Consider the following 26,495-nt stretch of genomic DNA (forward strand, 5'->3'; position numbering starts at 1 on the left):
GCCTTTACACTGTAAAAAAGTTGCGGTACGCTGGGCTTGTCAGCGGCTCGGCACTCCTGATATTACCAGCCCGAGCGCTGCTGGTCCCGGAAGTATCGCCAAGTGCAGCTGTACAGGAGCTATTCATGGGTATCCGGACGTCCGCGGTCGGCAAGCCAGATTTCGGGTTGGACGCACCCCCGGTGATCTATACGTTTCTCGGCGTCGCTGCCGTCGGCGTTGTTCTCGGCGGGGCGGGCTTACTCTTCTCGCTGCCGCTGTTGGCGTTTTTTGGGCTGGTGCCGCTTGCGATCGGGTTGCTTACCGCTAGTGCGATGACGCTGTCGTCGCGTCTCGGGAAGATTGCGCTTCGCGACAAGCTGCTCGACGATCTTTTCCTGGAGGATAAGGAGAGAGTGCTTGATCTTGGATGCGGGCGCGGTCTCATGCTTCTGGGCATGGTCGCTCGCATGTCAGGCGGCGAAGCTGTTGGAATTGACCTCTGGCGTGCTGGAGACCAGAAGGGCACCAGTCGGAGGAACTGTCTTGAGAATGCACGTCGGCTGGGTGTTGCGGACCGAGTCAACCTTGTTGACGGCGACATGAGATTCCTTCCATTTCCGGAGAACTCGTTCGACGTGGTTACCGCTTCTCTTGCCATTCATAATATCTCCGATCGAGAAGGTCGGAGGAAGACCATGGATGAAGTCGCGCGAGTGCTGAGGCCGGGCGGGAGTGTCTTAATCGTCGATTTCAGCAAGACCGAAGAGTATGCGGAAGACGCCCACGCGGCCGGTCTTGTTGACGTGCGACGCTCGAGTCGCAAACTGCTCATGTACCCGCTGGTTCGCGTGGTGAGTGCGAGCAAGTCCGGGGTGCGTGAGGTGTCAAGGTGACCGTGAGCGCCTAAATTCTCAGTCCGTTGGCGTGCGCGGTGGCTTCAACTCGATTATTTACCTTGAGCTTGCCGTAAATTCTCTTTAAGTGAAATTCTATCGTGCTGCGCGAAAGGGACAGCACCCGCGCGATCTGATCGTTGCTCAGGCCGCCTGAGAGCAAGTTGAGCACTTCGTGCTCGCGGCGAGTCAGGCGCTCCCCGGGGGAGAGTGTCGGGGAATCGCTGCGAAATACCTCGTCGACGACCATGAATCCCTGATGGGCTATGGAGAGGGCGTTGAGAAATTTTCTTGATTCGACGGAGCTGGCGAGGTAGGCGCTGCAGCCTCGTTGTAGCCAGCGCCGACATCGTGCTTGATCTTCCGGGTCGCCAAGAATCGCCAACTTGAGGTCTGCGTTCGTGCTATGCGTGGTACTGAATGCGTTGTGAACGTCGAAGTCGTCGGCTTTTGCTCCGACTACTAGCCAGTCGGGTGCATGCGCTAGCAGGAAGTCCTGCAGCAAGCGGGGATTCTCTGGGCAGCTCAGGACGGAAATCGAGGAGTACGCCTTCAGATCGTAGATCAATTCGTCGGGCACGTCGCCTTGGTGTGCGATGATGGAAGAGCGAGTTTTGCTTCCCGGTTCGCGGGGTGTTTCTACTGAATGGTCTCTTTCCATGATTCTCGTTCCCCCATATTGTCGATATTCAGGTTGATGCCCTCTGTTATTTTTTCAATACTGCCGGTTTGCGGTTCGGGAATCTGTCTGAGAGCGTGCTGGCGCGGTGGATTCCTGGCCGTCGGGCATCTCGGTGGCGGGCGATGGCGCGGAACACGAGAGCGGCGCGACCGCGCGCCGGGACCGGCTGTCGGTATACCGCCCAAGTTGCGCAAATCGGACAATGTGGTGCCCATTCTGGCCGGATCGCCGCTAGGCCTCAGGTCGGCGGGCGGCTCGACGCTCGCGCGATGCCGTTCTGCCTTGAGAACACTGCTTCTTTCAGTGCTGTCGAGCTGCTGGGCACGTCTTCGATCTGGCAACAGGGCTTGCTGGCGTGCGGTTTCGACATGACCCTCCCCGATCCTGTCGATCGTCCTTCATGGAATCGGTATCTCTAGTCAGCATAGCGACTAATATTTACGCGTCGAGAGCCAACTGGTGGATCGCTGACCAGCGGCTGCATGTGCGGTGGCGCGGTCGGTCGGCTGCCGGGATTCGCTGATCGATTTTTCGATGACTTTCCGGGTTTAATTGCGAGGAAATCGACCTGGAGTCCGAGGTTGTCACGTGAAATCGTATCGAGCGGTTCGCTTCTTGTGTCGGGTGTGCGATGTCCTTGTGCGGAGTGCTTCCGTGGGAGACGGTCGACCTTGGCTGAGACGGTGTTGCGGAGGAGCCAGTGTGGTCTGCTGCCGTGTTCTGGTGGACGCGAGGTTGTCAAAGCTGGGCGAGTTTCAGGAGATTGTTCTTGCGGCTGTTCGCTGAGATGGCCAGCGAGTGAGTGGCGCGGCGATATTGGAGGCATCTCGGGTGTTCGGGATACTGCCGTCTCAGAAGTACTCAGCGCGTCTATGGGGTGCGTCATCGCGGAGCGAGGAAAGGCTTGTGCGGCCGACGTTGCCATGGAGCGGGGTTGCGAAGGCTGCCGGTCTGAATGAGCGTCGGCCGGCTTGGTGGTCGAGCGCTAAGAACGTGTCAGTCCGTCGGTGAGTCTTGCCGTTAGCCGGCCGGCCGCTTCACGGTGATCGAGCGGGCGTTGCCGCGACCGTCCGCGACTGGCCGTCCGGTGTTGATCGCCGCGGGACTGTTTCGGGCGATTGCGGGCGGCGAAGTTCGCACACTGTCGTGAGGGATATGCCGCGTGGCGGTAATCGTGTGGATGGAGTTGTGGTCGTCGGTCTGGGGGCGAACCGCAGGGTTGACTGGGCGGCGGTTCCTGGAGTAAGCATGTAAGCACCTGCTTACAACGGTATCCGGGGAGTCGTTGGCATGACCACCACGCACACCGAACCGCTCGCCTACCCGTTCAACGAGGAGGCGGGCCTCGCGCTCAACGAGGCCTACACCGCCGCTCGCGAGAACGCCGGGATGGTCCGCGTCCAAATGCCGCATGGCGAGGCTGCCTGGCTCGCCACCCGCTACGCCGACGCCCGGCTCGTGCTCGGGAACCGGCGGTTTTCCCGCGCGCTGGCGCAGGAAAGCGACGAACCGCGGATGTCGGAGTACCGGCGTCCGGGCGGCATCCTCTCGATGGACCCGCCCGACCACACCCGGCTGCGCACCCTCGTCGCGAAGGCGTTCACCGCGCGGCGGGTCGAGGAGCTGCGCCCTCGCGTCGCGCGGCTGGCCGACGACCTGATCAAGGAACTGCGGGAGCACGGGCAACCGGCTGACCTGGTCGATCTGTACGCGCTGCCGATCCCGGTCGCGGTGATCTGCGAGCTGCTCGGCGTGCCGGTGTGCGACCGGCCGCAGTTCCGCGAGTGGAGCGACGCGGCGTTGTCGACCACGCGGCTCACGCCGGAGGAGTCGGAGCGCAGCCGCGAGGAGTTGCGTGCGTACATGGCCGGGTTGATCGCCGAGCATCGTGCGCAGCCGCAGGACGACCTGATGACCGCGCTCATCGAGGCTCGCGACGTGCGGGATCGGCTCACCGAGCTGGAGCTGGTGGACCTGTGCGTCGGGATTCTGGTCGCCGGCCACGAAACGACGGCCAGCCAGATTCCCAACTTCGTCTATGCGCTGCTGGACCAGCACGAGCACTGGGAACGGCTGTGCGCGGACCCGTCGCTCATCCCGACCGCGGTGGAGGAGCTGCTGCGCTTCGTGCCGCTCGGCGCCGGGGCCGGGTTCGCCCGGTACGCGACGGAGGACGTCGAGGTCGGCGATGTCCTGGTGCGCCAAGGGGAACCGGTGCTCGTGGCGATCGGCGCGGCCAACCGCGACCGGCTGCAGTTCGGCGCCGCGGACCAGCTCGTGCTGGACCGCGGGGACAACCACCATCTCGGCTTCGGGCACGGGGTGCACCACTGCCTGGGCGCTCCGCTCGCGCGGCTGGAACTGCAGGAGGCGTTGCGGGCGCTGACCCGCGAGTTGCCGGGACTGCGGCTGGCCGGGGATATTGAGTGGAAGACGCAGATGCTGGTCCGCGGACCGCGGTCGATGCCGATTGGGTGGTGACGGATGACCTGGAAGGTCGAGGTCGACGGGGGCACGTGCATCGGCAGCGGGATGTGCGCGTCGCTGATGCCGGAGACGTTCGCGCTGGACGGCGCCACCGCCCGGCCGATCGCCGAAACCGTGGAACCGGACGACACCGTGCTGGACGCGGCGGATTCCTGTCCTGCCATGGCGATCACCGTGCGGGACGGTGCGGAGATCGTCGGCCCGCGGCCTTAGCCCCGCGTCTCATGCACGCGAACTCCGCCCGGCCGCCACCGGACCGTTCCGCGAGTACGTGAGGGGAACCCTGAGGGAATCTGATTCCCTCAGGGTGGCCCTCACGTACGTTCGCCTTGCCAGTCACGGACGGAACACGCCGTCCTCGGTTACCACCGCGGTGATGAGCGCCGCGGGAGTGACGTCGAAGGCCGGATTGAACACCGCTGATCCCTCCGGGGCGATCTGGGTTCCGCCGAACTTCGTCAGTTCCGCGGCCGCACGTTCCTCGATGGAGATGTCCGCGCCGGTGGCGATGCTTTTGTCCACTGTGGACGTCGGGGCGACGACCACGAACGGAACACCGTGGTGCGCGGCGGCGATGGCCAGCCCGTAGGTGCCGATCTTGTTGGCCACGTCGCCGTTCGCCGCGATCCGGTCCGCGCCGACGAGCACGCAGTCCACCCATCCGCGTGCCATCGCCGCGGCCGCCGCGCCGTCCGGTTGCACGCGGTAGGGCACCCCGGCCTGCTCGAGTTCCCAAGCGGTGAGCCGGGATCCCTGCAGCAGCGGCCGCGTCTCGTCCACCAGCACCGACTCGACCAGGCCGCGCGCGTGCAGGTGCCAGACGACGCCGAGCGCCGTGCCCCACGAGACAGTCGCCAGGTGCCCGGTGTTGCAGTGGCTGAGCAACCGCAACGGCCTGCGCGGGCACGCGTCCAGCACGACTTCCGCCGCGTGCGCCGACGCCGTGCGGTTGCGCTGCTCGTCCTCGTCGAGCATCGCTCGCGCCTCCGCGAGCACCGCATCGGCACCGTCCGGCAGCCGGTCCAGTGCCCGGGAAACGCCCCAGGCCAGGTTGACCGCCGTCGGCCGGGCGTGCGCGATCCGGTCCGCCTCCGCCCGCACGTCCCCGCCTTGTCGAGCCGCCAGCGCGACCCCCAGCGCGCCCGCCGCGCCGAGCGCTGGTGCTCCGCGAACCGCCAGCCGTTGGATCGCTTCGACCAATTCGGTCACCGTGCGCAGCGTGAGCGTGCGGTACTCGCCCGGAAGCGCGACCTGGTCCACGATCACGATCGCCCCGTCGGCCCAGTCGATGGTCCTGCGCATACGCCCTCCGTCCGGAAATCCCGTGGCGGACCGCCGCCGCGGTGAGCGACGATCCGCCTCGTGACCATTGAACGGCAGAACCCGCCCGCCTTGCATCCGACTCCCGGCTACCACCACGTGACCACCGTCGACGCGCGCCGCACCGTGCACCTCGCCGGCCAGTGTCCGCTGACGCCCGGCGGCGGGGTCGTCCCCGGCGACGTCCTCGCGCAGGTGGACCAGGTCGTCGCCAACACCGGGATCGCGTTGACGCATGCCGGCGCGACCCCGGAGGACGTCGTGCGCACGGTGATCTACGTGGCCACCTCCGATCAGCCGACCCTTTCAGCGGTGTGGCAGCGGCTCACGAACTCCTCGATCGCCGCGGCGTTCACCACCGCGAGCACGCTGGTCGGCGTGACGTGCCTGGGCTTCACCGGGCAGCTTGTCGAGCTGGACGTGACCGCGGCGCTCGCCTGAGTCACCGCCCAGCCGCGGCCAGGCTGCAGCGGGACACCGAGTCGGTCAGCTCCGCGCGGTCGAGGTTCCGCCCGATGAGGACGAGCTTGCTGACCGGCGGCGCCGCGCCCCAGTCGCCGGCGTCCGTCAGTTCGTAGATCCGATGCACGCCTTGCAGCACCGTCTTGCGGTCGAAGGCGAGGATTCCCTTGAACCGGTAAAGGTCGTCGCCGCGTTCGGCCAGCAGGGCGGTGAGCCACTGTTCGAACGCGGTGCGGTCCAGGGGGTAGTCGAGTTCGATCGAGACCGATTCCAGCGTCGGATCGTGGTGGTGCGATTCGTCTTCGAGCCAGTCCGGGTCGGCGGCGACGGTGCGGTTCAGGTCGAAGGCGTTGATGCCGAGGATGTCGTCCAGGTCGACGCTGCCGTAGCTGGACGTGAGGATGTCCGCGGTCGCGTTGACCGAGCGGAGCTGCGTGCGCAGTTCCTCGATCTCCGGCTCGGTGACCAGGTCGATCTTGTTGAGCACGATCCGGTCGGCGAACGCGATCTGGTTGCTCACCTGGCCGCCGACGCCGTCGTGCTCGCCCTCCTCGAGATGGCTGCCGACGTGCCGCGCGTCGACGAGCGTCACGATCGCGTCCAGTGCGAACGCCGACGACACCTCGTCGTCCACGAAGAACGTTTGCGCGACCGGGTTCGGGTCGGCCATGCCGCTGGTCTCGATGAGAATCCGGTCGAAGCGTTCGCGGCGGCGCAGCAGCGACTGGAGGATTTCGATCAGGTCCGTGCGCGCGGTGCAGCACAGGCAGCAGCCGTTGCTCATTTCGATGATCTTCTCGTCGCCGCCGAGCACGAGCGCGTTGTCGATCGGGATCTCGCCGAATTCGTTCTCGATCACCGCGATCCGGTGCCCGTGGTTCGCGGTGAGGATGTGGTTGACGAGCGTGGTCTTGCCGGAGCCGAGAAAGCCGGTCAGTACGGTCACCGGGATTTTGGCCATGGTGTTTCCCTCCTTAAACGTTCCCGCCGAGAATCCGGCGAGCGTGCTGACGTGCTTCTTCCGAGACGACAATGCGGTTGCCGTCGAAGTGCGGGCCGCGGGTCGCGTCCAGGCCCATCCGGGACGTCGTCCCGTCGGAGCCCGAGGACGGGTCGAGCGGCGAGCCGGGCAGACCGTCCACAGTGAACAGGTCCTGGTGCGGCTGGAAATGCGTGGCGAGCGCCCAGAGGACGTCGCTGTCGCTGGTGACGTCGACGTCCTCGTCCACCGCGATCACGGTCTTCACGTACGGGTCCCAGCCGAGCAGGCCGAGCATCACCTGCCGGGCTTGACCGGGCCGTCGCTGGCGAAGTGCGACGTAGCAATGGAAGTGCGTGCCGGATGTCGGATAGTGCACCGCGGTGACGTCCGGGAAGCGTGCTTTGAGTTTCTCGGCCATTTCCGATTCCCGCGGCACGCGCGCGAGATTCAGGTGCTCATCGGTGTTGCCGCCGACGACGTCGATGAGCATGGCGTCGGAGCGGCGCATGACGGTGTGCACGCGCAGGAGGTTGTTGGTCGAGCGATTCGAGGAATAGCCGGAGAATTCGCCGAACGGGCCTTCGTCCGCGTGCTCGGACGCGTCGATGGTGCCTTCCAGCACGAAGTCCGACCAAGCCGGGACGCCGATGCCGTGTCGTGGAGTACGCACGACTTCGAGCGGTTCGCCAAGCAATCCGCCGGCGACCGCGCGCTCGTCCACGTCGTAACCGACCCGCGCGGACGCGGCCAGCATGAACAGCGGATGCCCGCCGAGCACCATCGCGACCGGCATCGGTTCACCGCGTTCGGCGTACTTCTGCAGCATCCGCCACAGATCCCCGCGAGAATGGAGACTGGTCGCCAGTTCGGTGCGGGAATGCGGCATCGCCCGGTGGTAGCTGAGGTTGCCGACGCCGGTGTCCGGATCCTCCGCGACGATGATTCCGCTGGTGACGTAAGGGGAACGGTCGCTGGCGAAGTGCCGCAGCATCGGGATGGTCGCCAAGTCGACCTCAGAAGTCACCTCATCCAGCACCGGTCCGCTGTCCACCATCCGCGGCGGGACCGCGCGGAGCGCCCGCTCTTGGTAGGCACTGTGCAAACCGGACGGTCCGGTTTCGAGCATGCGGGCGATGCGCTGCCGCGAAGCGAACATGTTGCTCACCACCGGCACGTCGAGCCCGGTCACCTTCCGGAACAGCACCATCTCGTGCCGTCCGGCGGCAGCGAGTTCGTAAATCACCCCGGTGACGCCCTCGTCGGCCGGGACCGGATCGTCGAGGACGAGCACGTCGTCGGGAAACTCGTGGCGGTACTGGTCAACGAAAGCGTGGGGATCTTGCCGGTGGTTCACCGCGAAACTCCTTGCGAGGCGGGCGGCCCCTGCCAGCGCGCGAACAGGTCGTGCTCGATGCCGAACTGGTCGAGCACCTTGCCGGTCAGGTGGGCGAGGATGTCCTCAATGGACTCGGGCTGGTGGTAGAAGGCGGGCATCGGCGGCAGCACGGTCGCGCCCGCCTCGGTCACCGCCACCAGATTGCGCAGGTGCACGAGGCTCAAGGGGGTTTCCCTGGCGACGAGCACGAGCGGACGGCGTTCTTTCAGGGTGACGTCGGCGGCGCGGACGAGCAGGTCGTCGCTGTAGCCGTGCGCGATCCCGGCGACGGTTTTCATCGAGCACGGCACGACGACCATGCCCATGGTGCGAAAGGAACCGGACGCGATCGACGCGGCGATGTCCCCGCGCGCGTGGCGGACGTCGGCCAGATCGGCGACCTCGGCGGGCGGCATCCCGGTTTCCAGTTCGACGGTGCGGTGCGCGGCTCGCGACATGACCAGATGCGTTTCCACCGTGCCGAGCTTGCGCAGCGCGGTCAGCAGGTGGACAGCCAGGTGCGGGCCGCTGGCCCCGGTGATGCCGACGATCAGCCGGGGCCGCTGCGGTTCGGTGCCCATGACGTCCTTTCAGGACTGGGAAAGCTTCGCGGCGGGTTCTCGGTGCACGAGCGGTTCTTCCGGCCGCCGTTTCCGAGCAGCGAAGAAAAGCAGATTCAGCAGCACCGCCAGCACGGTGCCGGTGGCCACGCCGCTCTTGAGGAAAACCTGTGCGGCGAAGGGAAACTGCTTGTAGAAGTCCGGCGCTCCGGCCGGGATGAGACCCACGCCGAGCGACAGCATGACGATCACCAGGTTGCCGATCTGGTTGAAGTCCACTCGGGACAGCAGCTGGATGCCGGACACGGTGAGCGCTGCGAACGTGGCGACCGCGGCCGCGCCGATCACCGGCTGCGGGATCGCCGCGATCACCCGGCCGACCGGTTGCACCACGCCGAAAACGACGAGGATCATGCCGCCGACCGCGACCGGGTACCGGCTGCGCACCTTGGTCAGCGCGACGAGCCCGATGTTCTGGCCGAAGGTGGTGTAGGCGAAACCGTTGAACACGCCGCTGAGCGCGGTGAGCAGCCCGTCCACCCGCAGCAGGTTCGCGACGTCGCGCGGCCCGACTTTCTTGCCGACCACCTGCCCGACGGCGAGCCCCTGTCCGGACGCCTCGACCATCAGCACGAAAACGATCACCAGGAACAGCAGAATCGACGGGATGTCGAAATGCAACGCTCCGTAGTGCAGTGGTTTCAGCAATCCGAAAACGGGACCGTCGGCGACCCCGGCGAGGCTGCCCAGCCCGGTCAGCCAGCCGACGATCGCGCCGACGGTCAGCGCGATCAGCATCGCCAACTGCCCGAGCAGACCGCGGAACACCCGGTAGAACACCGCGATCAGCGCGAGCGTGAACCCGGCGAGCGCGAGATTCGCGGGCGCACCGTAATTGTGCGCGGACGGAGTGGAACCGGCGATGAGTTTCAGCCCGACCGGGATCAGCGTCAACCCGATCAGCGTGATGACGGTTCCGGTGACGACTTCCGGGAACAGCTTGAGCAGTTTGCTGAACAGCGGCGCGATCAGCACCCAGAGCACGCCGACCACGAGCAGCGAGCCATACACTGTGGACAGCCCCTGGGTGCTGCCGATCAGCACCATCGGGACGATGCCGTTGGACGCGGCCCCGACCACGAGCGGCATCCGGATGCCGAATTTCCAGACGCCGAACGCCTGCAGCATGGTGCCGATCCCGGCGAGCACCAGGTCGACGCTGACCAGGTCGGCGATCTGCGACTGCGGAAGCCCGAGCCCGGCGCCGACCACGATCGGCACCACGACGACGCCGGCGTACATCACGAGCACGTGCTGCAAACCCAGCAGCACCAGCGGACCGAACCGGGGACGTTCGTCCACCGGGGACGGGGGAGACGGGTGACTGGCCATGATTCCCTCACCTCGTTGGGCCGGCGGGGCCGGGAAACGGCCGGGCCGGGCGGATCGCGGGGCGTCGCCGGAGCCGGACGGGCTGCCGGCGGCGAGGACCCCCGGCCGCGCGCGAACCTGCCGCCGCACCTACGGGGTTATGGAATGAGCGAGGTTTTTCCTTCCCTGCAAGGAGTTTCGACTATGGTGCATCGGAAGCCGCCGAGGGTCAATACCCGGGCGCGGCTTCCGTTCCGGTGCGCGGAGCCCGTTCGCGGCGGTTGAGCACGAGATTCAGCAGGAACGCCGCGATGCCGCCGGCGGCGATGCCGCTCGTCAGTACCGTCTGCACCACAACGGGCAGATGTTGGTAAAACTCCGGCGCGCCGACCGGCAGAAGGCCGAAGCCGAACGAGATGGCGACGATCAGGATATTGCGGCCGTTGCTGAGATCCGCCTGGCTCATGATGCGCAGCCCGACCGCTCCGACGGTGCCGAACATGACCACGCCGACACCGCCGAGGACCGGTCCCGGCAGCGACGCGACGGCCGCGCCGAGTTTCGGCACCAGGCTCATGAGCACCAGCACCGCGCCCGCGGTCGCGACCACGAACCGGCTCATCACGCGGGTGATGCTGACCAGCCCGACGTTCTCGCCGAAGGTGACGACGGTGAACGAGCCGAACACGCCGGCGAACGCGGTGCCGAGCCCGTCCGCGCGCAGTGCCCGGGAAATCTCGGGCGGACCGACGTCGCGGCCGACGATCTGCCCGATGGCGAGCGTGTCGCCGGTCGATTCCACCATGTTCACCAATTGCACGATGATCATGGGCAGCAGGGCGGACAACGCGAACGTCGGCATGCCGAATTCGAACGGCTTCACCACGCCGAACCAGTCCGCTTGCCCGACCGAACTGAAGTCAGCCATGCCGAGCGGAACCGCGACGAGGGTGCCGACCGCCAGCGCGATCAGGATCGCGAAGCGGCGCACCGCGGGCGGGGCGAACCGTTCCAAGCAGACAGTCAGCACGATGATGCCCAGGCCGAGAATCAGCCGTCCGGCCGAACCGTGGTCGGCCGCACTCGGGTTCGACCCGGCGATCAGCGTCGCGGTGGAGGGCAGCAGCGAGAACCCGATGATCGCGATGATCGTCCCGGTCACGATCGGCGGGAAGAACCGGATCAGCTTGCTGAACCACGGCGCGACCAGCCAGGTCAGCAGCCCGGCGACGATCGTCGCGCCGAAGACCGCGGGCAGCCCGGCCTCCTTGCCGACGATGATCGCCGGGGTGATGCCGGTGAAGGTCGAGCCCATCACGATCGGCAGCCGGACGCCGACGTTGCCGATCCCGAGCGTCTGCAGCAGCGTCGCGATGCCGCTGACCAGCACGTTCGCCGTGATGAGCGTGGCGATCTGCGCGGTGGACAGGCCGACGCCGAGCCCGATCAGCAGCGGGACGGTGACCATTCCGGAGTAGGCGACCAGCAGGTGCTGGATGCCGAGGGGGAGCATCTGCCGGAACCGGGGGACGGTGTCGACCGCGTCGCGGGCTTCGGCTCGGGTGGTGCGCGGACGGAATCGCATGGTTTCCTCCACAGCGGGGAAGGGGGAGCGCGGATCACCGCGCCCAGGGAGTGAGCAGTCCGCCCATGCCGCTGCGTTCCAGCAGCCGGGCCGCGTGCCGTTCCGCCTCGTCGGCGGCGGCCGCTTCGTCGACGCGGACGCACTGTCCGGCGCGGTAGACGATCTCGCCGCCCACGATCGTCAGCTCCACATCGGACCCGCGGGCGGAGTAGACGAGGGCGGCGACGGCCCGGTGCACCGGGCGCACGTGCGGACGGTCGAGCGCGGTCACGATGACGTCGGCGAGTTTGCCCTCGCTCAGCACACCCGCGTCGATTCCGGCGTAACGGGCCCCCTCGCGGGTGGCCATTTCCAGCGCGTCCTCGGCCCGCAGCGCGGTCGGGTCCAAAGTGGCCGTTCGCTGGCCGAAGACGCTGAGTTTCATCGTCTCGAAAAGATCTTGCCGATGGCCGCAGCTGGGACCGTCGGTGCCGAGCGCGACCGGGACGTGCTGTTTCCGCATGTTCGCGATCTGCGCGGTGCCGGACGCGAGATAGCCGTTGGACGCCGGGTTGTGCGAAACTCCCGCGCCCGCCGCCGCGACCTGCTCGATTTCGGCTTCGTCGAGCCAAATCGCGTGCGCGAGCGTGGCCCGTTCGTCGAGCAGACCTTCCTTCGCGAGCCACTCGACCGGCCGCACCCCGTGGGTTTCGAGGTAGCTGACCGGATCGGTTTTGCTCTCGCAGCAATGGGTGTGCCAGCGAGTGCCGTATTCCCGGGCGAGTTCGACCGTCTGTCGGACGAGTTTTTGCTCCACGTAACAGAGGTTGAGCGCGGCGGGCCAGACGGAGACCTTCGAACTCGGCGGCCGGTGCTGCATCGCCTCGCGGGTGATCGCGAATTCGTCCTCGCTCGAGTAGCGGAACAGTTCGATCGGCTGGCCGCGACGGTCGGCGATTTCGGTGCGCTCGCCCAGCATGCCGCGGGCGACCGCACCGCGAAGCCCGGCTTCCTCGATGACGTCCGCGACGGCGAGCGTCGTTTCAAGATCGCTTGGCGCGTAATGGTTGTCGATCACCGTCGTGATGCCGGCGCGCAACGCTTCGACCGCACCGAGCCGTGCCCCGGCCACCGCTTCCGGCCCGGTGATCGCGATCGAGTACGGCCACATGAATTCGCACAGCCACGGCACGATCGACATGCCTTCGCCGAGCCCTCGGGCGAGTGCCTGGTACAGGTGGTTGTGCCCGTCGACCAGGCCGGGCAGCACGGCTTTGCCGCGACAGTCGACGACCTCGGCGGCGCGCCAGCGTTCGGTGCCAGCCCCTTCGCCGACGCCGGCGATCCGGTCGCCGATGATCGCGACGTGGCCGGTCTGGTGGACAGTGCGCTGGTCGTCGACGGTCACCACGGTGCCGCCGGTCAGCAGGAGATCGCAGGGTTCCGGTTCCGCAGCCGACATCGGGCCGCCCTTCCCCGGGCGGGGTCGGACCCGGCCCGGCGGTCGTCTCCAGCGCGCGGCTGGAGGCAGCTGGCCGAACGGTTGGCCCGAAACGGGAGGTCACCGGCGCCCGGCAGCGCCGCCGGGTCGTTCAATGCAAAGCCCTCGCGGGACCGGTGTCAAGAGGGGAATCCGGAAAAGTCTTGCCGCGCAAGGCATTCGGCGATCATGTGTTGACACCGGGCGGCGGAGGTGCTGCACTCGGTTGCGCCGGAGCGCGGATCGCGCTTCCGGGTCCCGTAGGTGCGGTGAAGCGCGGCCGGGGAGTCCTTTACTCAAGTCTTGCGTAAGGAGACATCCGGTGATTATCGATACCCATGTCCATCCGACGAATCTCGTCGACGAAGCCTGGCGCCACACCGGAACCCCGTTCACCGGCGAACGCACGCTGGAAATGATGGACGGTCCATTCTGGATCAACGGCAAACCGCGGCGCGTGGACGTCAGCTGCATCATGCCGCCGCCGGGGAACACGACCTGGCGCGAGGGCAACAAAACCGGCCGCGAGGGCATCCGCGAATACCAGGCGTACGTGACCTCGCTGGTGCAGCAGTACCCGGACCGGTTCGTCGGCAACTTCATGTACAACCCCCGTTTCGGCCCGGAAAACGGCGCGGCGGAGCTGGCCTTCCACGTGAAGGAATACGGCTACAAGATGCTGAAGCTGCACGCCAACATGCATTCCTACCGCCCGGACCGGGCGCTGGACTGGCTGCGGCCGGTGATGCGGGTGTGCGACGAACTCGGCGTGATCGTGCTGATCCACACCGGGGACGGGCCGTACTCGATTCCCACCCAGTTCTACCCGATCATCCGCGAGTTCCCGAACGTCACGTTCATTCTCGGCCATTTCGGCATCCAGACCGGCGGCGTCTACTGTTTCGAGGCGTACTGGATGATCCAGGACTCCCCGAACGTGATCGGCGAATCGGGCTGGCTGCTGCAGTCGCGGATCGTCGAATTCGCCAAGGAGATGAAGAAGAGCGACCTGGTCTTCGGCACCGATTCGCCGCCGAACGAGCCGGGGATGTGGGCGCGCGAGCTGGAAGTGCTGTGCCACCAGCCGCCGCAGGGCCTGAACCTGTCCGAGGACGACCTGGAGGGCTACCTCGGCAACAACATGGCCAAGCTGCTCGGCCTCGCGCCGACGCCGCCGCCGAAGGACAAGGCGGAAGCCGAGGCGTATTTGCGCGGCGACATTCCGCAGGCGTCCGCGGCGAATACGCACGCGTCGCATTACCTCGGCTATACGCCTTCGGCGTGGGCAGAGGCCGCTAACTCCTGATTCCGTCGGCGCGCCGGCTGCGGGGTCAGTCGCACCCGCAGCTGGCGCGCGCGGTCAGGTGGACGTCGAGGACGCGGTCGTCCGGCTGGGTGTTCTCGCGGAGCTGGTCCAGAGTGGACACCGCGGCGTCGGCGAAATCGTCGAAGGAATGTCCGGCAGTGGACAACGCGGGCCAGCTGTGCGCGGCGGCGTCGGTCCCGCCGAAGCCGATCACCGCAAGGTCTTTCGGCACGCTCAAGCCGAGTTCCGCTGCGACCGTGAGCGTGTCGAGCGCCAGCCCGTCCGCTGTCGCCATGATCGCGCGCGGCCGCTCCGGCGACTGCAACCACCGCCGGATATCGGCCCGCGCGGCATGCCGGTCGAGTCCGGTGCGGACGACATTGCCCGCGCTCCGCTTCGCCGCCCGCATCGCCTCGGTCCAGCCTCGGGCGCGATCGGCCACCGGCCCGGACCGCGCGGTTCCGGTGAGACAGCCGATCTCGCGGTAACCGTGCCCGAGCAGGTGTTCGGTGGTCAACCGCCCGCCCGCCTTGTTGTCCAGCACGACGGACGGCGCGGCAGTGCCTGTCGGGGCGTGGTGGTGCAGGTAGACGACCGGAACGTCCAAAGTGGAGTGGGTGGCGGCCGCTCCGGCGATCTCCGCGCGGACGAGCAGCAGGCCGTCCACGCGCATGTTCGCCAGCGATTCGGCGTACCGCAGCTCCTGTTCGCGGGAGAACGCCGAATTCCCGAGCAGGACAAGGGATCCGCGAGCGAACGCGGCCCGCTCGACCGCGTGCGTGAGCTGGGTGAAGTAGCCCTCGCTGCTGTCCGGCACGACCAGCCCGAGCACATTGCTGCGCGTGGACCGCAACGCCCGCGCGACGAGGTTCGGCCGGTAGCCGAGCTCGGCGATCGCCTGCTCGACCCGCGCTCGCGTGGCGGGCGCGACCGGCCGCGGGCCGTTGTTGAGCACGTAACTGACCACGGCCGGCGAGGTGCCCGCCAGCCGTGCGACATCGTCCCGGGTGACCCGCTGCATGCGCCAGACGATACCCGAAGAGCCGTTGACAGTCCCGATCTACACGTGTTGAATCCGTGCAGTCGGCAACGCAGGAAAGCTGGTGGTCACTGTGGACTCGCTGGTACGCGCCGCGGAAACCGGGAGAGCCGCCGGGGTGGGCGAAAGCGCCCTCCGTCCGGACGGCGCCGCCAAGGTAACCGGCAGGTTCGCCTATTCGTCGGATTTGTGGATCGAGGGCACGGTCTGGGCGACCACGCTGCGCAGCCCCTACGCGGCAGCGCGGATCCGGTCCATCGACACGAGCAAGGCACTCGCCCAGCCAGGCGTGCACGCCGTGCTTACCCACGAGGACGTGCCCGGCGCGAAAACGTACGGAATGAAATCGGCCGACCAGCCGGTCCTCGCGGTGGACGAGGTCCGCTACCACGGCGAACCGGTGGCGCTGGTCGCCGCCGACGACCCGGAAACCGCCCGGCAGGCAGCGAAACTGATCATGGTCGACTACGAACCGCTCGACCCGGTCACCGATCCGATGACGGTCCTGGACGAGGGCGTCCGTCCCGTCCATCCGGACGGCAACCTGGTCCGGCATGTGAAAATCCGCCACGGCGATCTGGCCGCGGCGCGCGCCGAAGCGGACGTCGTGGTCACCGGCGAGTACGAGGTCGGCATGCAGGACCAAGCTTTCCTGGGCCCGGAATCCGGTTTGGCGATTCCTTCTGAGGACGGCGGCGTCGAGCTTTATGTTTCCTCGCAATGGCTGCACAAAGACCTGGAACAACTGGCCCCGTGTCTGGGCTTGCCGCCGGAAAAAGTGCGGCTGACCCTGGCCGGCGTCGGCGGTGCTTTCGGCGGACGGGAAGACCTCTCCGTCCACGTGCACGCCTGCATGCTCGCCCTGCGACTCGGTCGTCCGGTCAAGATGTCGTACAACCGCTACGAATCCTTCTTCGGCCACGTGCACCGCCACCCGGCCAAGATGCGCTACGAACACGGAGCCACCAAGGACGGCCGCCTGGTCTACGTCAAAGCCCGCCTGGTCTTGGACGGCGGTGCTTACACCTCAACTTCACCCGTAGTCATCGCCAACGCTTGCTATTTCGTGACCGGCGCCTACGACGTCCCGAATGCCGAAATCGACGGCCTAGCAGTATTCACCAACAACCCGCCCTGCGGCGCAATGCGCGGTTTCGGCGCCGTCCAATCGGCCTACGGCTGCGAGTCCAATATGGACAAACTCGCGCACGAACTAGGCATGGACCCGATGGAATTGCGGCTCCGCAACGCCATGACCACGGGCACCGTCCTGCCCACCGGCCAAGCCGTCGACGGCCCGGCCCCCGTCGCGGAACTGCTGCAAGCCCTCCGCGACCGTCCGCTGCCGCCGGCTGGCGCTGATGATTTGCTCTCCCTGCCCGGCGGAGCCGCCAACACGACGCACGGCGAGGGGGTGCGTCGCGGAGTCGGCTACGCGGTCGGGGTGAAAGCGATCGGCTACTCAGGAGGCGTCGACGACATCTCGACGGCCCGAGTCGCCTTGGCGGTAGTGAACGGCGCCCCGGTCGTCTCGGTGCACACCGCCGCCGCGGAGTGCGGACAAGGCGCCACCACGGTGCAGTCACAGGTAGCGAGCACGGAACTGGGCGTCTCCCGGGTAGTCGTCCTCCCCGCCGACACCCAAATCGGCGACGCCGGTTCCGCGTCCGCCTCCCGAATGACGTGGATGTCGACCGGCGCCGTGCAAGGCGCCTGCCGCCACATCGCCCGGGAACTCCTGCGCCGCGCCGTCGACGCCTACAGCCTGCCCGCTTCGGCCCTGTCGCTGGGCAACGATCACGTCCTGGACAGCGGCGGACATCCGGTGTGCCCGATCGCCAGCGTCGTCGGTTCGGACACCGTCTCGCACACCTTCGAATACCACCACCGCCCGACCCAAGGCATCGACCCGGAAACCGGCCAGGGCAACGCACACATCGCGTTCGCCTTCGCCGCGCACCGAGCCGTGGTGGACGTGGATGTCGACCTGGGTTTGGTGAAGGTGGTCGAGCTGGCGACCGCCCAGGACGTCGGCAAGGCGATGAACCCGCTGGCTGTAGAAGGCCAGATCGAAGGCGGCAGCGTACAGGGCCTGGGTTTGGCTTTGATGGAGGAAATCCTGGTCGACCGCGAGGGCCGGGTGCGCAACCCGTCCTTCACGGACTACCTGATCCCGACCGTGCTGGACGTCCCGCCGATGCCGATCAGCCTGTTCGAATTCCCGCATCCCGACTCGCCGTACGGCCTGAACGGCGTAGGGGAGCCGCCGACCCTGTCGTCGACCCCCGCGATCCTGAACGCCCTCCGCTCTGCGACCGGCCTTGCCCTGCCGAACGCTCCCATCCGCCCGGACGACATCGCCCTGGCCGGTCGCCGCGCCGCTTCGTGATGGTGGCCCGTGTGCAGCGTTCCGCCGTGGCCTATTCGCAGCGGCCCGTTTTCGTGAGCGCGGTGGCCCGTGCGCAGCGTTCCGCCGTGACCTGTTCGCATCGGTCCGTTTCGTGGCCGGTCCGTTTCGTGAACATGGTGGCCCGTGCGCAGCGTTCCGCCATGGCTGTCCGCAGTGGTCCGTTTCGTGAGCGCAGTAGCCCGTGTGCAGCAGTCCGGCGTGACCTGTTCGCAACGGCCCATTTTTCCCTCGTGCCGCATGCCCCCAGCCTTCCTCCCGCTTCTCGCCCGTGCCCCTTTGCCCTTCCTGCCCGTCCCTGACCGGCAGCCCGCCTCCCGGAGGTGCCCCGTGGATTTCCTGGCCCCCGCGACCTGGGCCGAAGCCCTGGCCGCCAAGTCCGCCCGCCCGGACGCCGTCCCCCTGGCCGGCGGCACCGACGTCCTGGTCGAACTCAACTTCGACCACCGCCGCCCGTCCGCACTGCTGGACCTCACCCGGATCGGCGACCTGACCGAATGGACCGAGCGAGACGGCCGGATCCACCTGGGCGCAGGCGTCTCGTACACGCGGATCATCACCGAACTAGGCACCCGCCTCCCCGGCCTGGCGATGGCGAGCCGCACCGTCGGCTCCCCGCAAATCCGCAACCGAGGCACCGTCGGCGGAAACCTGGGCGCGGCCTCTCCCGCTGGCGACGCCCACCCCATGCTCCTGGCCTGCGACGCGACCATCGAAGTCGCGTCCGTCCGCGGCACCCGGATGATCCCGGCGACGGAGTTCTACCAAGGCGTCAAACGCAACGCACTGGCCCCCGACGAGCTGATCGCCGCCATCCACCTCCCCGCCGCGACCGGCCCGCAACAGTTCGCGAAGGTCGGCACCCGCAACGCGATGGTCATCGCAGTGTGCTCGTTCGCCCTGGACCTGGCCCCGGAAACCGGCTGGATCGGCGCCGCGGTCGGTTCGGCCGCCCCGACCCCGCGCCGGGCAACCGCCGCCGAAGACTTCCTCCGCGACGCCCTGTCCGACGCGTGGACCTCCCGCTCTCGGCTGCCGGACGCGGTTGTCCGCCGCTTCGGCGAACTGGCCGCGAGCGCCGCGTCCCCGATCGACGACGTCCGGGGCAGCGCCGACTACCGCATCCACGCGATCGCCGTACTGGCCCGCCGGACGTTGAGCTGGGCCTGGGAAGACTACCGGAAAGGCGGGCAGCCGAAATGCGCCTGAACCTCACTGTCAATGACGAACCGCGCACCGTCGACGAGGTGTGGGAGGGGCAGAGCCTGCTCTCCGTGCTGCGTGATCAACTGGGTTTGCCAGGCTCGAAAAACGCCTGCGAACAAGGCGAATGCGGTTCGTGCACAGTGTATTTGGACGGTACCCCAGTGTGCTCGTGCCTGGTCGCCGCGGGCCAAGCCGAGGGCAGGAACGTCCGCACAGTAGAAGGCCTAGCGGACGGCGACCAGCTGGACGCAGTACAACAAGCTTTCCTCGACACCGGCGCCGTGCAGTGCGGCTTCTGCACACCGGGGTTGATCGTCGCCGCGCACGAGTTGGTGCACCGCGTGGATGCCCCTTCGGATCCAGAAATCCGCGAGGCATTGGCCGGGAACCTCTGCCGCTGCACCGGATACGAAAAAATCCTAGACGCGGTCCGCCTGGCCTCGGCCCGGGTGGCGGAGCCTGGGTGATGTTTGCGGGTGCCTCGATGCTCGCCAGCTCGCAGGGGTACGAGGCCGAGCTGACTCAGCCCTCGCGGAGCTTGCGTTAGCTCGGCCGTGCTCGGGAAGGCACAGCTCGACCTCGCCCATGGACCGCCGCCCAGACTGGGCGACCGCTCCGCCCAGCCAGCGGACGGCTCGCCGCTTGCCCGCGACGGCCACTCCGACCCGCCCCGAGCGCCTGTCCCGCGCCGGAAGCCCATTGCCCGGGGCCTCGCCCGAGCCTTCCCCAGCCCTGAGGCCAATGAAGATGGCTCGGTTCGAGGGTTCGCCAGTGCCGGTCTAGGGCTGGGGCCAGCAACCCGCGGGCCAGGCCCGGTCTGTCTCGGGCCCGCAGACCGCAGTGGAAACTCGCACCGGGCGGTTGGTCCGCCCCGGTCTTGGGCTCGCGCCGGTGACCCGTCCGCGGGCTCGGCCTGCAGCAGTCTCTGGCTTGCGGACCGCAGCGCAACTCGCGCCCGGTGGTTCGTCCGATCCGACCTTCGGCTCGTGCCGCTAACCTGCGTCCGGGGGCTCAGCCCGCGCCTGTCTCAGGCACGCAGTCCCCAGCGGGACCTCGCACCCGATGGCTCGTCCGTCCCAGCCTTGGGCTCGTGCGAGCGATCCGCCCGCAGGTTCGGCTCGCGCCGGTCGAGGGGCCGCCGTTCACAGCGGCAACCCGCGTCTGGCGGTTGCACGAACCCCCGAACCCCTGCGCTCATTCGGTCCGGTCAGAGGCCCTTCATCAGGTCCGTCTCCGTCACCCCCGGCCCCTGTCCTTCCCGGATGAACCATTCCGTCCCGAAGGCCTCGCCGAACTTGTCGTCCGGGAGCGCCAGGAAGAACGACTCCTCGCTGATCTGGCTCCGATGCGCGCGCATCGCCGCCCGCTTCACCTTCAGGTATGCCGTGACGTCCACTTCGGCCGTCAGCTCGGCTTCCGGTTTCCCGATGATCATGTCCGCGTCCGGGCCGCCTTCCTCACCAGCCGCGCGGGCGGCTTCGGCGGCTCGGCGGATCTGGTCGCGGTTCGTCGAGCCCTGGTAAACCCGCGGCGTGCCCGCGAGTTCGGCCGCGCGCATGCCGACCCGGTGGACCTGGATGTGGTCCGGGTGGCCGTAGACGCCGAAGTCGTCGTACACCGTGAGCACGTCGGCCGACTCCTCGATCAGGATCGCAGCCAGCCGCTTCGCCGCTTCCTCGACCGGCGCGCTCCAGAACGTTTCCGGGCCGTCGTTGGAAGGGTCGCCCATCATCCCGGAGTCCTGGTATCCCAAGAACTCCACTCGCGAGACGCCCAGCACCTCGGCGGCTGCCTGCGTCTCCTGCACTCGGCGGTCCGCGAGCTGCTCGCCGTCGTCGAGCAGGCCCTCGGGGATCTCGCCTTTTTCTCCGCGCGTGGCCACCACGAGCACCACCCGGTGCCCCTCGTCGGCCGCTTTGCGCATCACGCCGCCGGTCATGATCGCCTCGTCGTCCGGGTGGGCGTGGAACGTCACCAATGTCGCCATGCCACCGAACGTACCGGCACCCACCGACAAAAACCGGCGCCCGCCGGAAACGGCTTCCGGGGAATCAGCCACACCCTCCATTGTGGACAGGTCGCCCACATGGGTGGACCTGCGGCTTTAACGGCGCGAGGGGTCCCCTCGCGCGCTCCGGCGCTTGGCTTCTCCCGCCGCCCGGCTTACGTTGGGGTCCGCCGACCGAGGAGGCGTCATGGCAGAACGGACGAAATACATCCTGGACGAGGCCGATCTCCCGGCGCAGTGGTACAACGTGGTGCCGGACCTGCCCGAGCCGCCGCCCCCGCCGCTGCACCCGGGAACCCGCGAGCCCGTCGGGCCCGCGGACCTGGCCCCGTTGTTCCCGCAGGCGCTCATCGAGCAGGAAGTCACCACCGAGCGCTACATCGACATTCCCGAGGAAGTCCGGGACGTCTACCGGCTCTGGCGTCCGTCCCCGCTCTACCGCGCCCGACGGCTGGAGAAGGCGCTCGGCACCCCGGCCCGGATCTACTACAAGTACGAAGGCGTCAGCCCGGTCGGCTCGCACAAGCCGAACACCGCTGTGCCGCAGGCGTTCTACAACGCGGCCGAGGGCGTCACGCGGCTCACCACCGAAACCGGCGCCGGGCAGTGGGGGAGCGCGCTGGCGTTCGCGTGCGCGACGTTCGGGCTGTCCTGCGAGGTCTGGCAGGTGCGCGCGTCGTACGACCAGAAGCCGTATCGCAAGCTGATGATGGAGACTTTCGGCGCGCAGGTGTACCCGAGTCCATCGGACCGAACCGCCGCGGGCCGGGCGATCCTGGCGGAGAACCCGCAGTCGACGGGCAGCCTCGGGATCGCGATCAGCGAAGCCGTCGAGCAGGCCGCGGCGGATCCGGGCGCGCGGTACGCGCTGGGCAGCGTGCTCAATCACGTGTTGCTGCACCAGACGGTGATCGGCGAGGAAGCGCTCAAACAGTTCGAACTGGCCGGCGACACCCCGGACGTGCTCGTCGGCTGCACCGGCGGCGGCTCCAACTTCGGCGGGCTCGCTTTCCCGTTCCTGCGGGAAAAACTGGCCGGCCGGATGAACCCGGTGATCCGCGCGGTCGAACCGGCGGCCTGTCCAACCCTCACCCGCGGCCGCTACGCCTACGACTTCGGCGACACCGCCGGTCTCACGCCCCTGCTGAAAATGCACACGCTCGGCCACGGCTTCATCCCGGACCCGATCCACGCCGGCGGCCTGCGCTACCACGGGATGTCGCCGCTGATCTCGCACATCTACGAACTGGGCCTCATCGAGGCGCTCGCGATCGGACAGCAGGAATGCTTCGCCGCCGGGGTGCAGTTCGCCCGCACCGAAGGCATCATTCCCGCTCCCGAGCCGACGCATGCGCTGGCCGCGTGTATCCAGGAAGCGTTGCGCTGCAAGGAGACTGGCGAAGAGAAGGTGATCCTGACCGCGCTGTGCGGACACGCGCACCTCGACCTGCCCGCGTACGGCGCGTATCTGGCGGGCGACATGGTGGACAACGAACTTCCGGACACGGCACTGGAGGAATCGTTGGCGGCGCTGCCCTGAGAGGTGCGGCTGGCGGGGCGCAGGAAGGAGGTTGAGGGGAGCGGAGGGCAGGCGAAGGCGCGCTGTGAGGGAGCGGTTGGTGAGGGTTGGTGGGGTTGGTGGAGGTGTGCTGGGAGGGCGCGGTTGGTCAGGATTAGTGGGCAGGCGAAGGTGTGCCGGGTGAGAGCGGTTGGCGGGTTGGCGAAGGCGCGCTGGGAGGGCACAGTTGGTGAAAGTTGGTGGGCTGGCGCAGGTGTGCTCGGAGGGCGCGGTTGGTGAGGGTAGTGGCAGGTGAAGGTGTGGCTGCGTGGGAGCGGTTGGTGAGCTGACGAGGCTGCGGTGCGACGGCCCAGTTGCTCCCGCGTTTCGGCGAACGGGCCGTCGGTCGTCGTGACCGCGCCGTTCGCGGGGCGGATGACGGTGGCGGCGTGCGAGGGGCGCAAACCGCCGACGAACACCCAGGCACCGGCGGTTTTCATGTCGTCGGTGCCTGGGTCGGTGCAAGCCGTCTGGGCGGCCAGCTCCTCGCCGGTCTCCAGCGTGGTTTCGCCTCCCAGGACGGCCAGCAGGTACTGCTTCACGGCGAACTCCCCTGGCGGGGTCTCTTGCCTTGGTTATCAACGCGCGCGACTCCATGAGACACCTCGGCAAGAAGAATTTCTCACCGTTCCTTGGAGACGGTCGCCAGTAGCTCCGGACCCCGCGTCACCAGTCGTTGCTGGGCGAGCGAACCCCACCACCATGCCAGCGCGATGCCGGTCGCGATTCCGGCTGGGATGCCGAGCCACTGCAGTACCGGCAGGTCTGCCAGCTTTCCGGCCACGCCCAGTGCCACCACCGGCAGCGCGCCGAGCACGATGAGCAGTGTGGTCGCCAGCATCAGGGCGGCTCGGGCGCACCCGGGGCGTCCGCCGGAGGACCATGGGCTGCCGCTTCGGCGTTGATCCGGCAAGGGGAAGGCCAGGAAGACTGATTGCAGCATCAGGACTCCGGCACCGGCGCCCAGCGTTGCGGGGACCAAGCCTAGGACCCACGGGTACGCGCCTGGTACGCCGGTGACGCCGGGCAGGACCAGGGCCAGCACCAAAGCCACGGGGGCGACGATCAGGACCCACGCCAGTTGGCGGCCGCGGATGTCGGCTCGTTCGGCGCCGGGGACGACCAGTGTGTGCCACAGGGCGCTGCCGTCCATTCCGTACAGGTTGCCGGACTGCATCGAGGCGAAAAGGACTACTGCGACACCGAAATACGGCAGCATCACGGATTGGCCGCCCCCGCCGGACAGGGCTGGGACGACGGTGATGACGAAGCCGATCAGCAGCGTCGACAGGAGGGCGACGCGGCGGCGGGCGTCTCGCCACCAGGTGTGCAGTTCCTTGCGGGCCACGGCGCCGACCGGGGTCGCGGGCAGCAGGCTGCGTCGCGTGCGGGTGCTCTTCGCGCGGGTTCGGGAGGCTCCGCGGAACGACGGCGTGGTGACCTGGCGGGCCAGCAGCGCGCCCCAGAGCACGACCAGAACCGCTACGACGCCGAGCAGTGCGGCGAAGAGGCCGCCGACCGTGCCCCAATTCCCGACTCCGGCCGCGTGTACCGCGAGCGTGCCCCAACCGGACGGGAGGGCGTGCATGACGCTGACGAAGCCGGGCATCTGACCGGTGACGATCGCCGGGCCGACGCTCCGCATCACGTAGTTGACCGCGACGCCGGACAACCCGGTGAGCGCTACCAGGATGATGCCGAGTTCCTTGCCCTTGCGCGACGTCAGCAGCGTGCCCAGCGCGGCCATCACCACGCGGTACAGCAGCACCACGAACGCCAGCTGCAGCACGGTGAACACGAGACCGACGAGCGCGGCGCCGGCGCCGAACCGCAGGCCGTAGAACACCAAGCCGAGGAACGCCAGCAGGCTCACCACTGCGGTGACGCCCACGAAGCTCGCCGCGAGCAGGCCGACCGCCAGCTTGCGGCGGCCGATCGGCAGCAGTGCGAAGTGTTCCGGCCGCAGGGTGTCGTCGCCGCCGCCGGTCGCGATCGGCGCGAGCACCCAGCCTGCCATCCAGACCGCGTAAATCGAGGTGAGCAGGTCGACGGTGATCCGCGCTTCCGGAGCCGGGAACACCGCGATGCCGATCGTGAACAGGGCCGCCAGCAGACCGAAGAGGCCGCCGACGATCATTCCGGCGATCTGTCGGCCGCGGAGGGAGTTGCGCAGGACTCGGAGCTTTAGCCGGATGAGGATGCCGATCATGCTGGCCCCTCCGTTCCGCTGGTCTGCGCGTCGGCGATCCGTCGTCCGCGCAGCGAATCGCGCGGGACCCGCGGCTTCAGTCGGGTGAGGACGCCGATCATGCTGGCCCCTCCGTTCCGCTGGTCCGCGCGTCGGGGATCTGCCGTCCGCGCAGTGAATCGCGCAGGACCCGCGGCTTCAGTCGGTCGAGGACGCCAACCACGCCAGCCCCTCCGTTCCGCCCGTCCTGCCGCCGACGATGTGCACGAACGCGTCTTCCAGCGTGCCTTCGCCCCGCACGTCAGCCACTGCGCCCGCGGCGACGACGCGTCCGCGTGTGATCACCGCGACGTGGCTGCACAGCTGTTCCACCAACGCCATCACGTGGCTCGACAGCACGACCGCGCCACCGGAGGCGACGAATCGCTGCAGGATCGTGCGGATCGTCGACGCGGAAACCGGGTCGACCGCCTCGAACGGCTCGTCCAGCACCAGCAGCCGCGGGCCGTGCAGCAGCGCCGTCGCGAGGCCGATCTTCTTGCGCATCCCTGCGGAATAGTCGATGACGAGGGTGCGCTCGGCGTCCGTCAGCTCCAGCACGCCGAGCAGTTCCTGGGCGCGTTCGGCGACCGTGTCCGGGGCGAGCCCGCGCAGCAGGCCCATGTATGTGAGCAGTTCCCGTCCGGTGAGCCGTTCCGGAATGGACAGTCCGTCCGGAAGAACGCCGATCAGGCTTTTCGCCCGTTCCGGTTCCCGCCACACGTCCACGCCGAACACGCGCGCTTCGCCGGCGTCCGGCCGAAGCAGGCCGACCGCCATCGACAGCGACGTCGTTTTCCCGGCTCCGTTGGGGCCTACGAGGCCGAAGAACGACCCCCGCGGCACTTCAAGCCGCACATCGTCTACTGCCAGCGTGGTCCCGAACCGTTTGGTGAGTCCGTAAAGCCCCATGGCCGCGTCGTCGGACACCGGTTCCCCCTTCCCGTGGTGTGCGCACGACTGTACGCGGGGTCACCGACAAAAAGCGGGCGGAGTGGTGTCGGAAAGCCGTGGATCCGGGGTCCCGGACATCGCGAGCATCCCGCGCACCGCGCGCACGAGCTTGGGCCACGAAGTGGGCTTCCGGACGTCGTACGCGCGCAGCAGCTGCCGGAGCATGGTGAGCGTGTCGAAGTAAATGCGTTCGCACACCAGCTGTTCGTCCGCGTCGAAGAGGAAGTACGCGGTCATCCGGACCCGGAACCGCTGCCCGGTGGGCGGGATCTTCCCGAGCGGCCCGCGATGCGTGCCGAGAAGCCAGAATTCGACGACTACCGCATCCGCGCTGTGGCGCAGAGCGATGATTTCGTGGTCTTGATCGGGAAAAGCGCGGCGCGTTTCGTCGTAGTAGCCGCGCACGGCGGAATCGCCGTCGTGCACGGTCATCGTCGGCACGATCTCGTAGTGCGGATGCGGGAACGTCGCCAGCACGTCATCCCAGTCCTGGCGCACCTCGTCGTGGAAGTGGTCGAGGACGAGCTTTTGCCGGGCACGCAGCACTTCGGGCGCGGGGATGGCCAACGGGTCCACGGGTTCCTCCAGACCAGGGGAGCGAAGCCGCAATTTAATCCACACTGTGGGTTTAC

General features: G+C 67.9%; 22 protein-coding genes. 9 read left to right on the plus strand and 13 right to left on the minus strand.

Translation table 11 applies throughout. From position 1 onward, the window contains the following. Positions 1-125: 125 nt before the first annotated feature. A complete protein-coding gene (locus tag EIZ45_RS26790; protein WP_134662540.1) occupies positions 126-875 on the plus strand; it encodes a class I SAM-dependent methyltransferase in 750 nt (249 codons plus the stop codon). 10 nt (positions 876-885) lie between these two features. Here EIZ45_RS26790 and EIZ45_RS26795 read toward each other — a convergent pair whose 3' ends face one another. Further along, complete coding sequence (locus EIZ45_RS26795; protein WP_167756571.1) at positions 886-1,455, minus strand: response regulator transcription factor; 570 nt, start codon at positions 1,453-1,455, stop codon at positions 886-888. A 1,392-nt stretch (positions 1,456-2,847) separates the two neighbouring features. Here EIZ45_RS26795 and EIZ45_RS26800 point away from each other — a divergent pair. After that, on the plus strand, positions 2,848-4,038 hold the full coding sequence (locus tag EIZ45_RS26800; protein WP_134662538.1) for a cytochrome P450: 1,191 nt from the start codon (positions 2,848-2,850) through the stop codon (positions 4,036-4,038). Between the two features lie 3 nt (positions 4,039-4,041). Beyond that, positions 4,042-4,257 carry a ferredoxin gene (locus EIZ45_RS26805; protein WP_134662537.1) on the plus strand — a complete coding sequence of 72 codons (216 nt, stop codon included), beginning with the start codon at positions 4,042-4,044 and terminating at the stop codon, positions 4,255-4,257. Positions 4,258-4,380: 123 nt separating this feature from the next. On the opposite strand, the gene mtnA is transcribed toward EIZ45_RS26805, so the two are convergent. After that, entirely contained in the window at positions 4,381-5,346 is a 966-nt protein-coding gene (gene mtnA / locus EIZ45_RS26810; RefSeq protein ID WP_134662536.1) for an S-methyl-5-thioribose-1-phosphate isomerase, read from the minus strand. A gap of 60 nt (positions 5,347-5,406) precedes the next feature. Here mtnA and EIZ45_RS26815 point away from each other — a divergent pair, with 60 nt between their 5' ends. Beyond that, complete coding sequence (locus tag EIZ45_RS26815; protein WP_134662535.1) at positions 5,407-5,805, plus strand: RidA family protein; 399 nt, start codon at positions 5,407-5,409, stop codon at positions 5,803-5,805. A 1-nt stretch (position 5,806) separates the two neighbouring features. Here the strand turns inward: EIZ45_RS26815 and EIZ45_RS26820 are convergent, their stop codons facing one another. From EIZ45_RS26820 to EIZ45_RS26845, 6 genes are all read right to left on the minus strand, one after another. Then, on the minus strand, positions 5,807-6,787 hold the full coding sequence (locus EIZ45_RS26820; RefSeq protein ID WP_134662534.1) for a GTP-binding protein: 981 nt from the start codon (positions 6,785-6,787) through the stop codon (positions 5,807-5,809). Positions 6,788-6,800: 13 nt separating this feature from the next. Then, positions 6,801-8,162, minus strand: a complete 1,362-nt coding sequence (locus EIZ45_RS26825) for a UbiD family decarboxylase (RefSeq protein ID WP_167756572.1) — start codon at positions 8,160-8,162, stop codon at positions 6,801-6,803. Beyond that, on the minus strand, positions 8,159-8,764 hold the full coding sequence (locus EIZ45_RS26830; protein WP_037817523.1) for a UbiX family flavin prenyltransferase: 606 nt from the start codon (positions 8,762-8,764) through the stop codon (positions 8,159-8,161). Before EIZ45_RS26830 ends, EIZ45_RS26825 begins: the two co-directional genes overlap by 4 nt. Before the next feature lie 9 nt (positions 8,765-8,773). Further along, entirely contained in the window at positions 8,774-10,135 is a 1,362-nt protein-coding gene (locus EIZ45_RS26835; protein ID WP_134662532.1) for a nucleobase:cation symporter-2 family protein, read from the minus strand. Positions 10,136-10,343: 208 nt separating this feature from the next. After that, positions 10,344-11,699 carry a nucleobase:cation symporter-2 family protein gene (locus EIZ45_RS26840; RefSeq protein ID WP_205669866.1) on the minus strand — a complete coding sequence of 452 codons (1,356 nt, stop codon included), beginning with the start codon at positions 11,697-11,699 and terminating at the stop codon, positions 10,344-10,346. A gap of 34 nt (positions 11,700-11,733) precedes the next feature. Beyond that, positions 11,734-13,140 carry an amidohydrolase family protein gene (locus EIZ45_RS26845; RefSeq protein WP_134662530.1) on the minus strand — a complete coding sequence of 469 codons (1,407 nt, stop codon included), beginning with the start codon at positions 13,138-13,140 and terminating at the stop codon, positions 11,734-11,736. 340 nt (positions 13,141-13,480) lie between these two features. Here EIZ45_RS26845 and EIZ45_RS26850 point away from each other — a divergent pair, with 340 nt between their 5' ends. Beyond that, positions 13,481-14,464, plus strand: coding sequence for an amidohydrolase family protein (locus EIZ45_RS26850; RefSeq protein WP_134662529.1), 984 nt, complete (start codon positions 13,481-13,483; stop codon positions 14,462-14,464). Positions 14,465-14,489: 25 nt separating this feature from the next. Here the strand turns inward: EIZ45_RS26850 and EIZ45_RS26855 are convergent, their stop codons facing one another. Then, complete coding sequence (locus EIZ45_RS26855; protein ID WP_037817515.1) at positions 14,490-15,485, minus strand: LacI family DNA-binding transcriptional regulator; 996 nt, start codon at positions 15,483-15,485, stop codon at positions 14,490-14,492. Between the two features lie 82 nt (positions 15,486-15,567). Here EIZ45_RS26855 and pucD point away from each other — a divergent pair, with 82 nt between their 5' ends. The 3 genes from pucD (at position 15,568) to EIZ45_RS26870 (ending at position 19,583) form a co-directional block, all read left to right on the plus strand. Further along, positions 15,568-17,892, plus strand: a complete 2,325-nt coding sequence (gene pucD, locus EIZ45_RS26860) for a xanthine dehydrogenase subunit D (protein ID WP_167756573.1) — start codon at positions 15,568-15,570, stop codon at positions 17,890-17,892. 348 nt (positions 17,893-18,240) lie between these two features. Continuing rightward, positions 18,241-19,119 (plus strand): xanthine dehydrogenase family protein subunit M, encoded by an 879-nt coding sequence (locus EIZ45_RS26865; RefSeq protein ID WP_134662527.1) that lies wholly within the window; start codon positions 18,241-18,243, stop codon positions 19,117-19,119. After that, positions 19,110-19,583: a (2Fe-2S)-binding protein gene (locus EIZ45_RS26870; protein ID WP_037817511.1), complete on the plus strand. Its 474-nt coding sequence runs from the start codon at positions 19,110-19,112 to the stop codon at positions 19,581-19,583. The genes EIZ45_RS26865 and EIZ45_RS26870 overlap by 10 nt, the downstream gene beginning before the upstream one ends. Positions 19,584-20,323: 740 nt before the next feature. Here EIZ45_RS26870 and EIZ45_RS26875 read toward each other — a convergent pair. Further along, positions 20,324-21,103: a PIG-L family deacetylase gene (locus EIZ45_RS26875; protein ID WP_134662526.1), complete on the minus strand. Its 780-nt coding sequence runs from the start codon at positions 21,101-21,103 to the stop codon at positions 20,324-20,326. A gap of 208 nt (positions 21,104-21,311) precedes the next feature. Between EIZ45_RS26875 and EIZ45_RS26880 the strand changes: the two genes are divergently transcribed. Continuing rightward, positions 21,312-22,664, plus strand: a complete 1,353-nt coding sequence (locus EIZ45_RS26880; protein ID WP_134730500.1) for a TrpB-like pyridoxal phosphate-dependent enzyme — start codon at positions 21,312-21,314, stop codon at positions 22,662-22,664. Between the two features lie 640 nt (positions 22,665-23,304). Here EIZ45_RS26880 and EIZ45_RS26885 read toward each other — a convergent pair. From EIZ45_RS26885 to EIZ45_RS26895, 3 genes are all read right to left on the minus strand, one after another. Continuing rightward, positions 23,305-24,891, minus strand: coding sequence for a hypothetical protein (locus EIZ45_RS26885; protein WP_134662524.1), 1,587 nt, complete (start codon positions 24,889-24,891; stop codon positions 23,305-23,307). Between the two features lie 177 nt (positions 24,892-25,068). Next, positions 25,069-25,839, minus strand: a complete 771-nt coding sequence (locus tag EIZ45_RS26890) for an ABC transporter ATP-binding protein (protein ID WP_134662523.1) — start codon at positions 25,837-25,839, stop codon at positions 25,069-25,071. Between the two features lie 42 nt (positions 25,840-25,881). Then, a complete protein-coding gene (locus EIZ45_RS26895; RefSeq protein WP_134662522.1) occupies positions 25,882-26,439 on the minus strand; it encodes an ester cyclase in 558 nt (185 codons plus the stop codon). Positions 26,440-26,495: the final 56 nt, after the last annotated feature.

This window comes from Amycolatopsis sp. CFH S0740, from assembly GCF_004522315.1.
Taxonomy (GTDB): Bacteria; Actinomycetota; Actinomycetes; order Mycobacteriales; family Pseudonocardiaceae; genus Amycolatopsis; species Amycolatopsis nivea.

Bases quoted from the DNA above. Each gene is read 5' to 3' on its own strand.
- EIZ45_RS26805 (WP_134662537.1), top strand. From the start codon at position 4,042: ATGACCTGGAAGGTCGAGGTCGACGGGGGCACGTGCATCGGCAGCGGG.
- EIZ45_RS26820 (WP_134662534.1), bottom strand. From the start codon at position 6,787: ATGGCCAAAATCCCGGTGACCGTACTGACCGGCTTTCTCGGCTCCGGC.
- mtnA (WP_134662536.1), bottom strand. From the start codon at position 5,346: ATGCGCAGGACCATCGACTGGGCCGACGGGGCGATCGTGATCGTGGAC.
- EIZ45_RS26800 (WP_134662538.1), top strand. From the start codon at position 2,848: ATGACCACCACGCACACCGAACCGCTCGCCTACCCGTTCAACGAGGAG.
- EIZ45_RS26845 (WP_134662530.1), bottom strand. From the start codon at position 13,140: ATGTCGGCTGCGGAACCGGAACCCTGCGATCTCCTGCTGACCGGCGGC.
- EIZ45_RS26880 (WP_134730500.1), top strand. From the start codon at position 21,312: ATGGCAGAACGGACGAAATACATCCTGGACGAGGCCGATCTCCCGGCG.
- EIZ45_RS26840 (WP_205669866.1), bottom strand. From the start codon at position 11,699: ATGCGATTCCGTCCGCGCACCACCCGAGCCGAAGCCCGCGACGCGGTC.
- EIZ45_RS26885 (WP_134662524.1), bottom strand. From the start codon at position 24,891: ATGATCGGCATCCTCATCCGGCTAAAGCTCCGAGTCCTGCGCAACTCC.
- EIZ45_RS26855 (WP_037817515.1), bottom strand. From the start codon at position 15,485: ATGCAGCGGGTCACCCGGGACGATGTCGCACGGCTGGCGGGCACCTCG.
- EIZ45_RS26790 (WP_134662540.1), top strand. From the start codon at position 126: ATGGGTATCCGGACGTCCGCGGTCGGCAAGCCAGATTTCGGGTTGGAC.
- EIZ45_RS26875 (WP_134662526.1), bottom strand. From the start codon at position 21,103: ATGGCGACATTGGTGACGTTCCACGCCCACCCGGACGACGAGGCGATC.
- EIZ45_RS26830 (WP_037817523.1), bottom strand. From the start codon at position 8,764: ATGGGCACCGAACCGCAGCGGCCCCGGCTGATCGTCGGCATCACCGGG.
- EIZ45_RS26835 (WP_134662532.1), bottom strand. From the start codon at position 10,135: ATGGCCAGTCACCCGTCTCCCCCGTCCCCGGTGGACGAACGTCCCCGG.
- EIZ45_RS26870 (WP_037817511.1), top strand. From the start codon at position 19,110: ATGCGCCTGAACCTCACTGTCAATGACGAACCGCGCACCGTCGACGAG.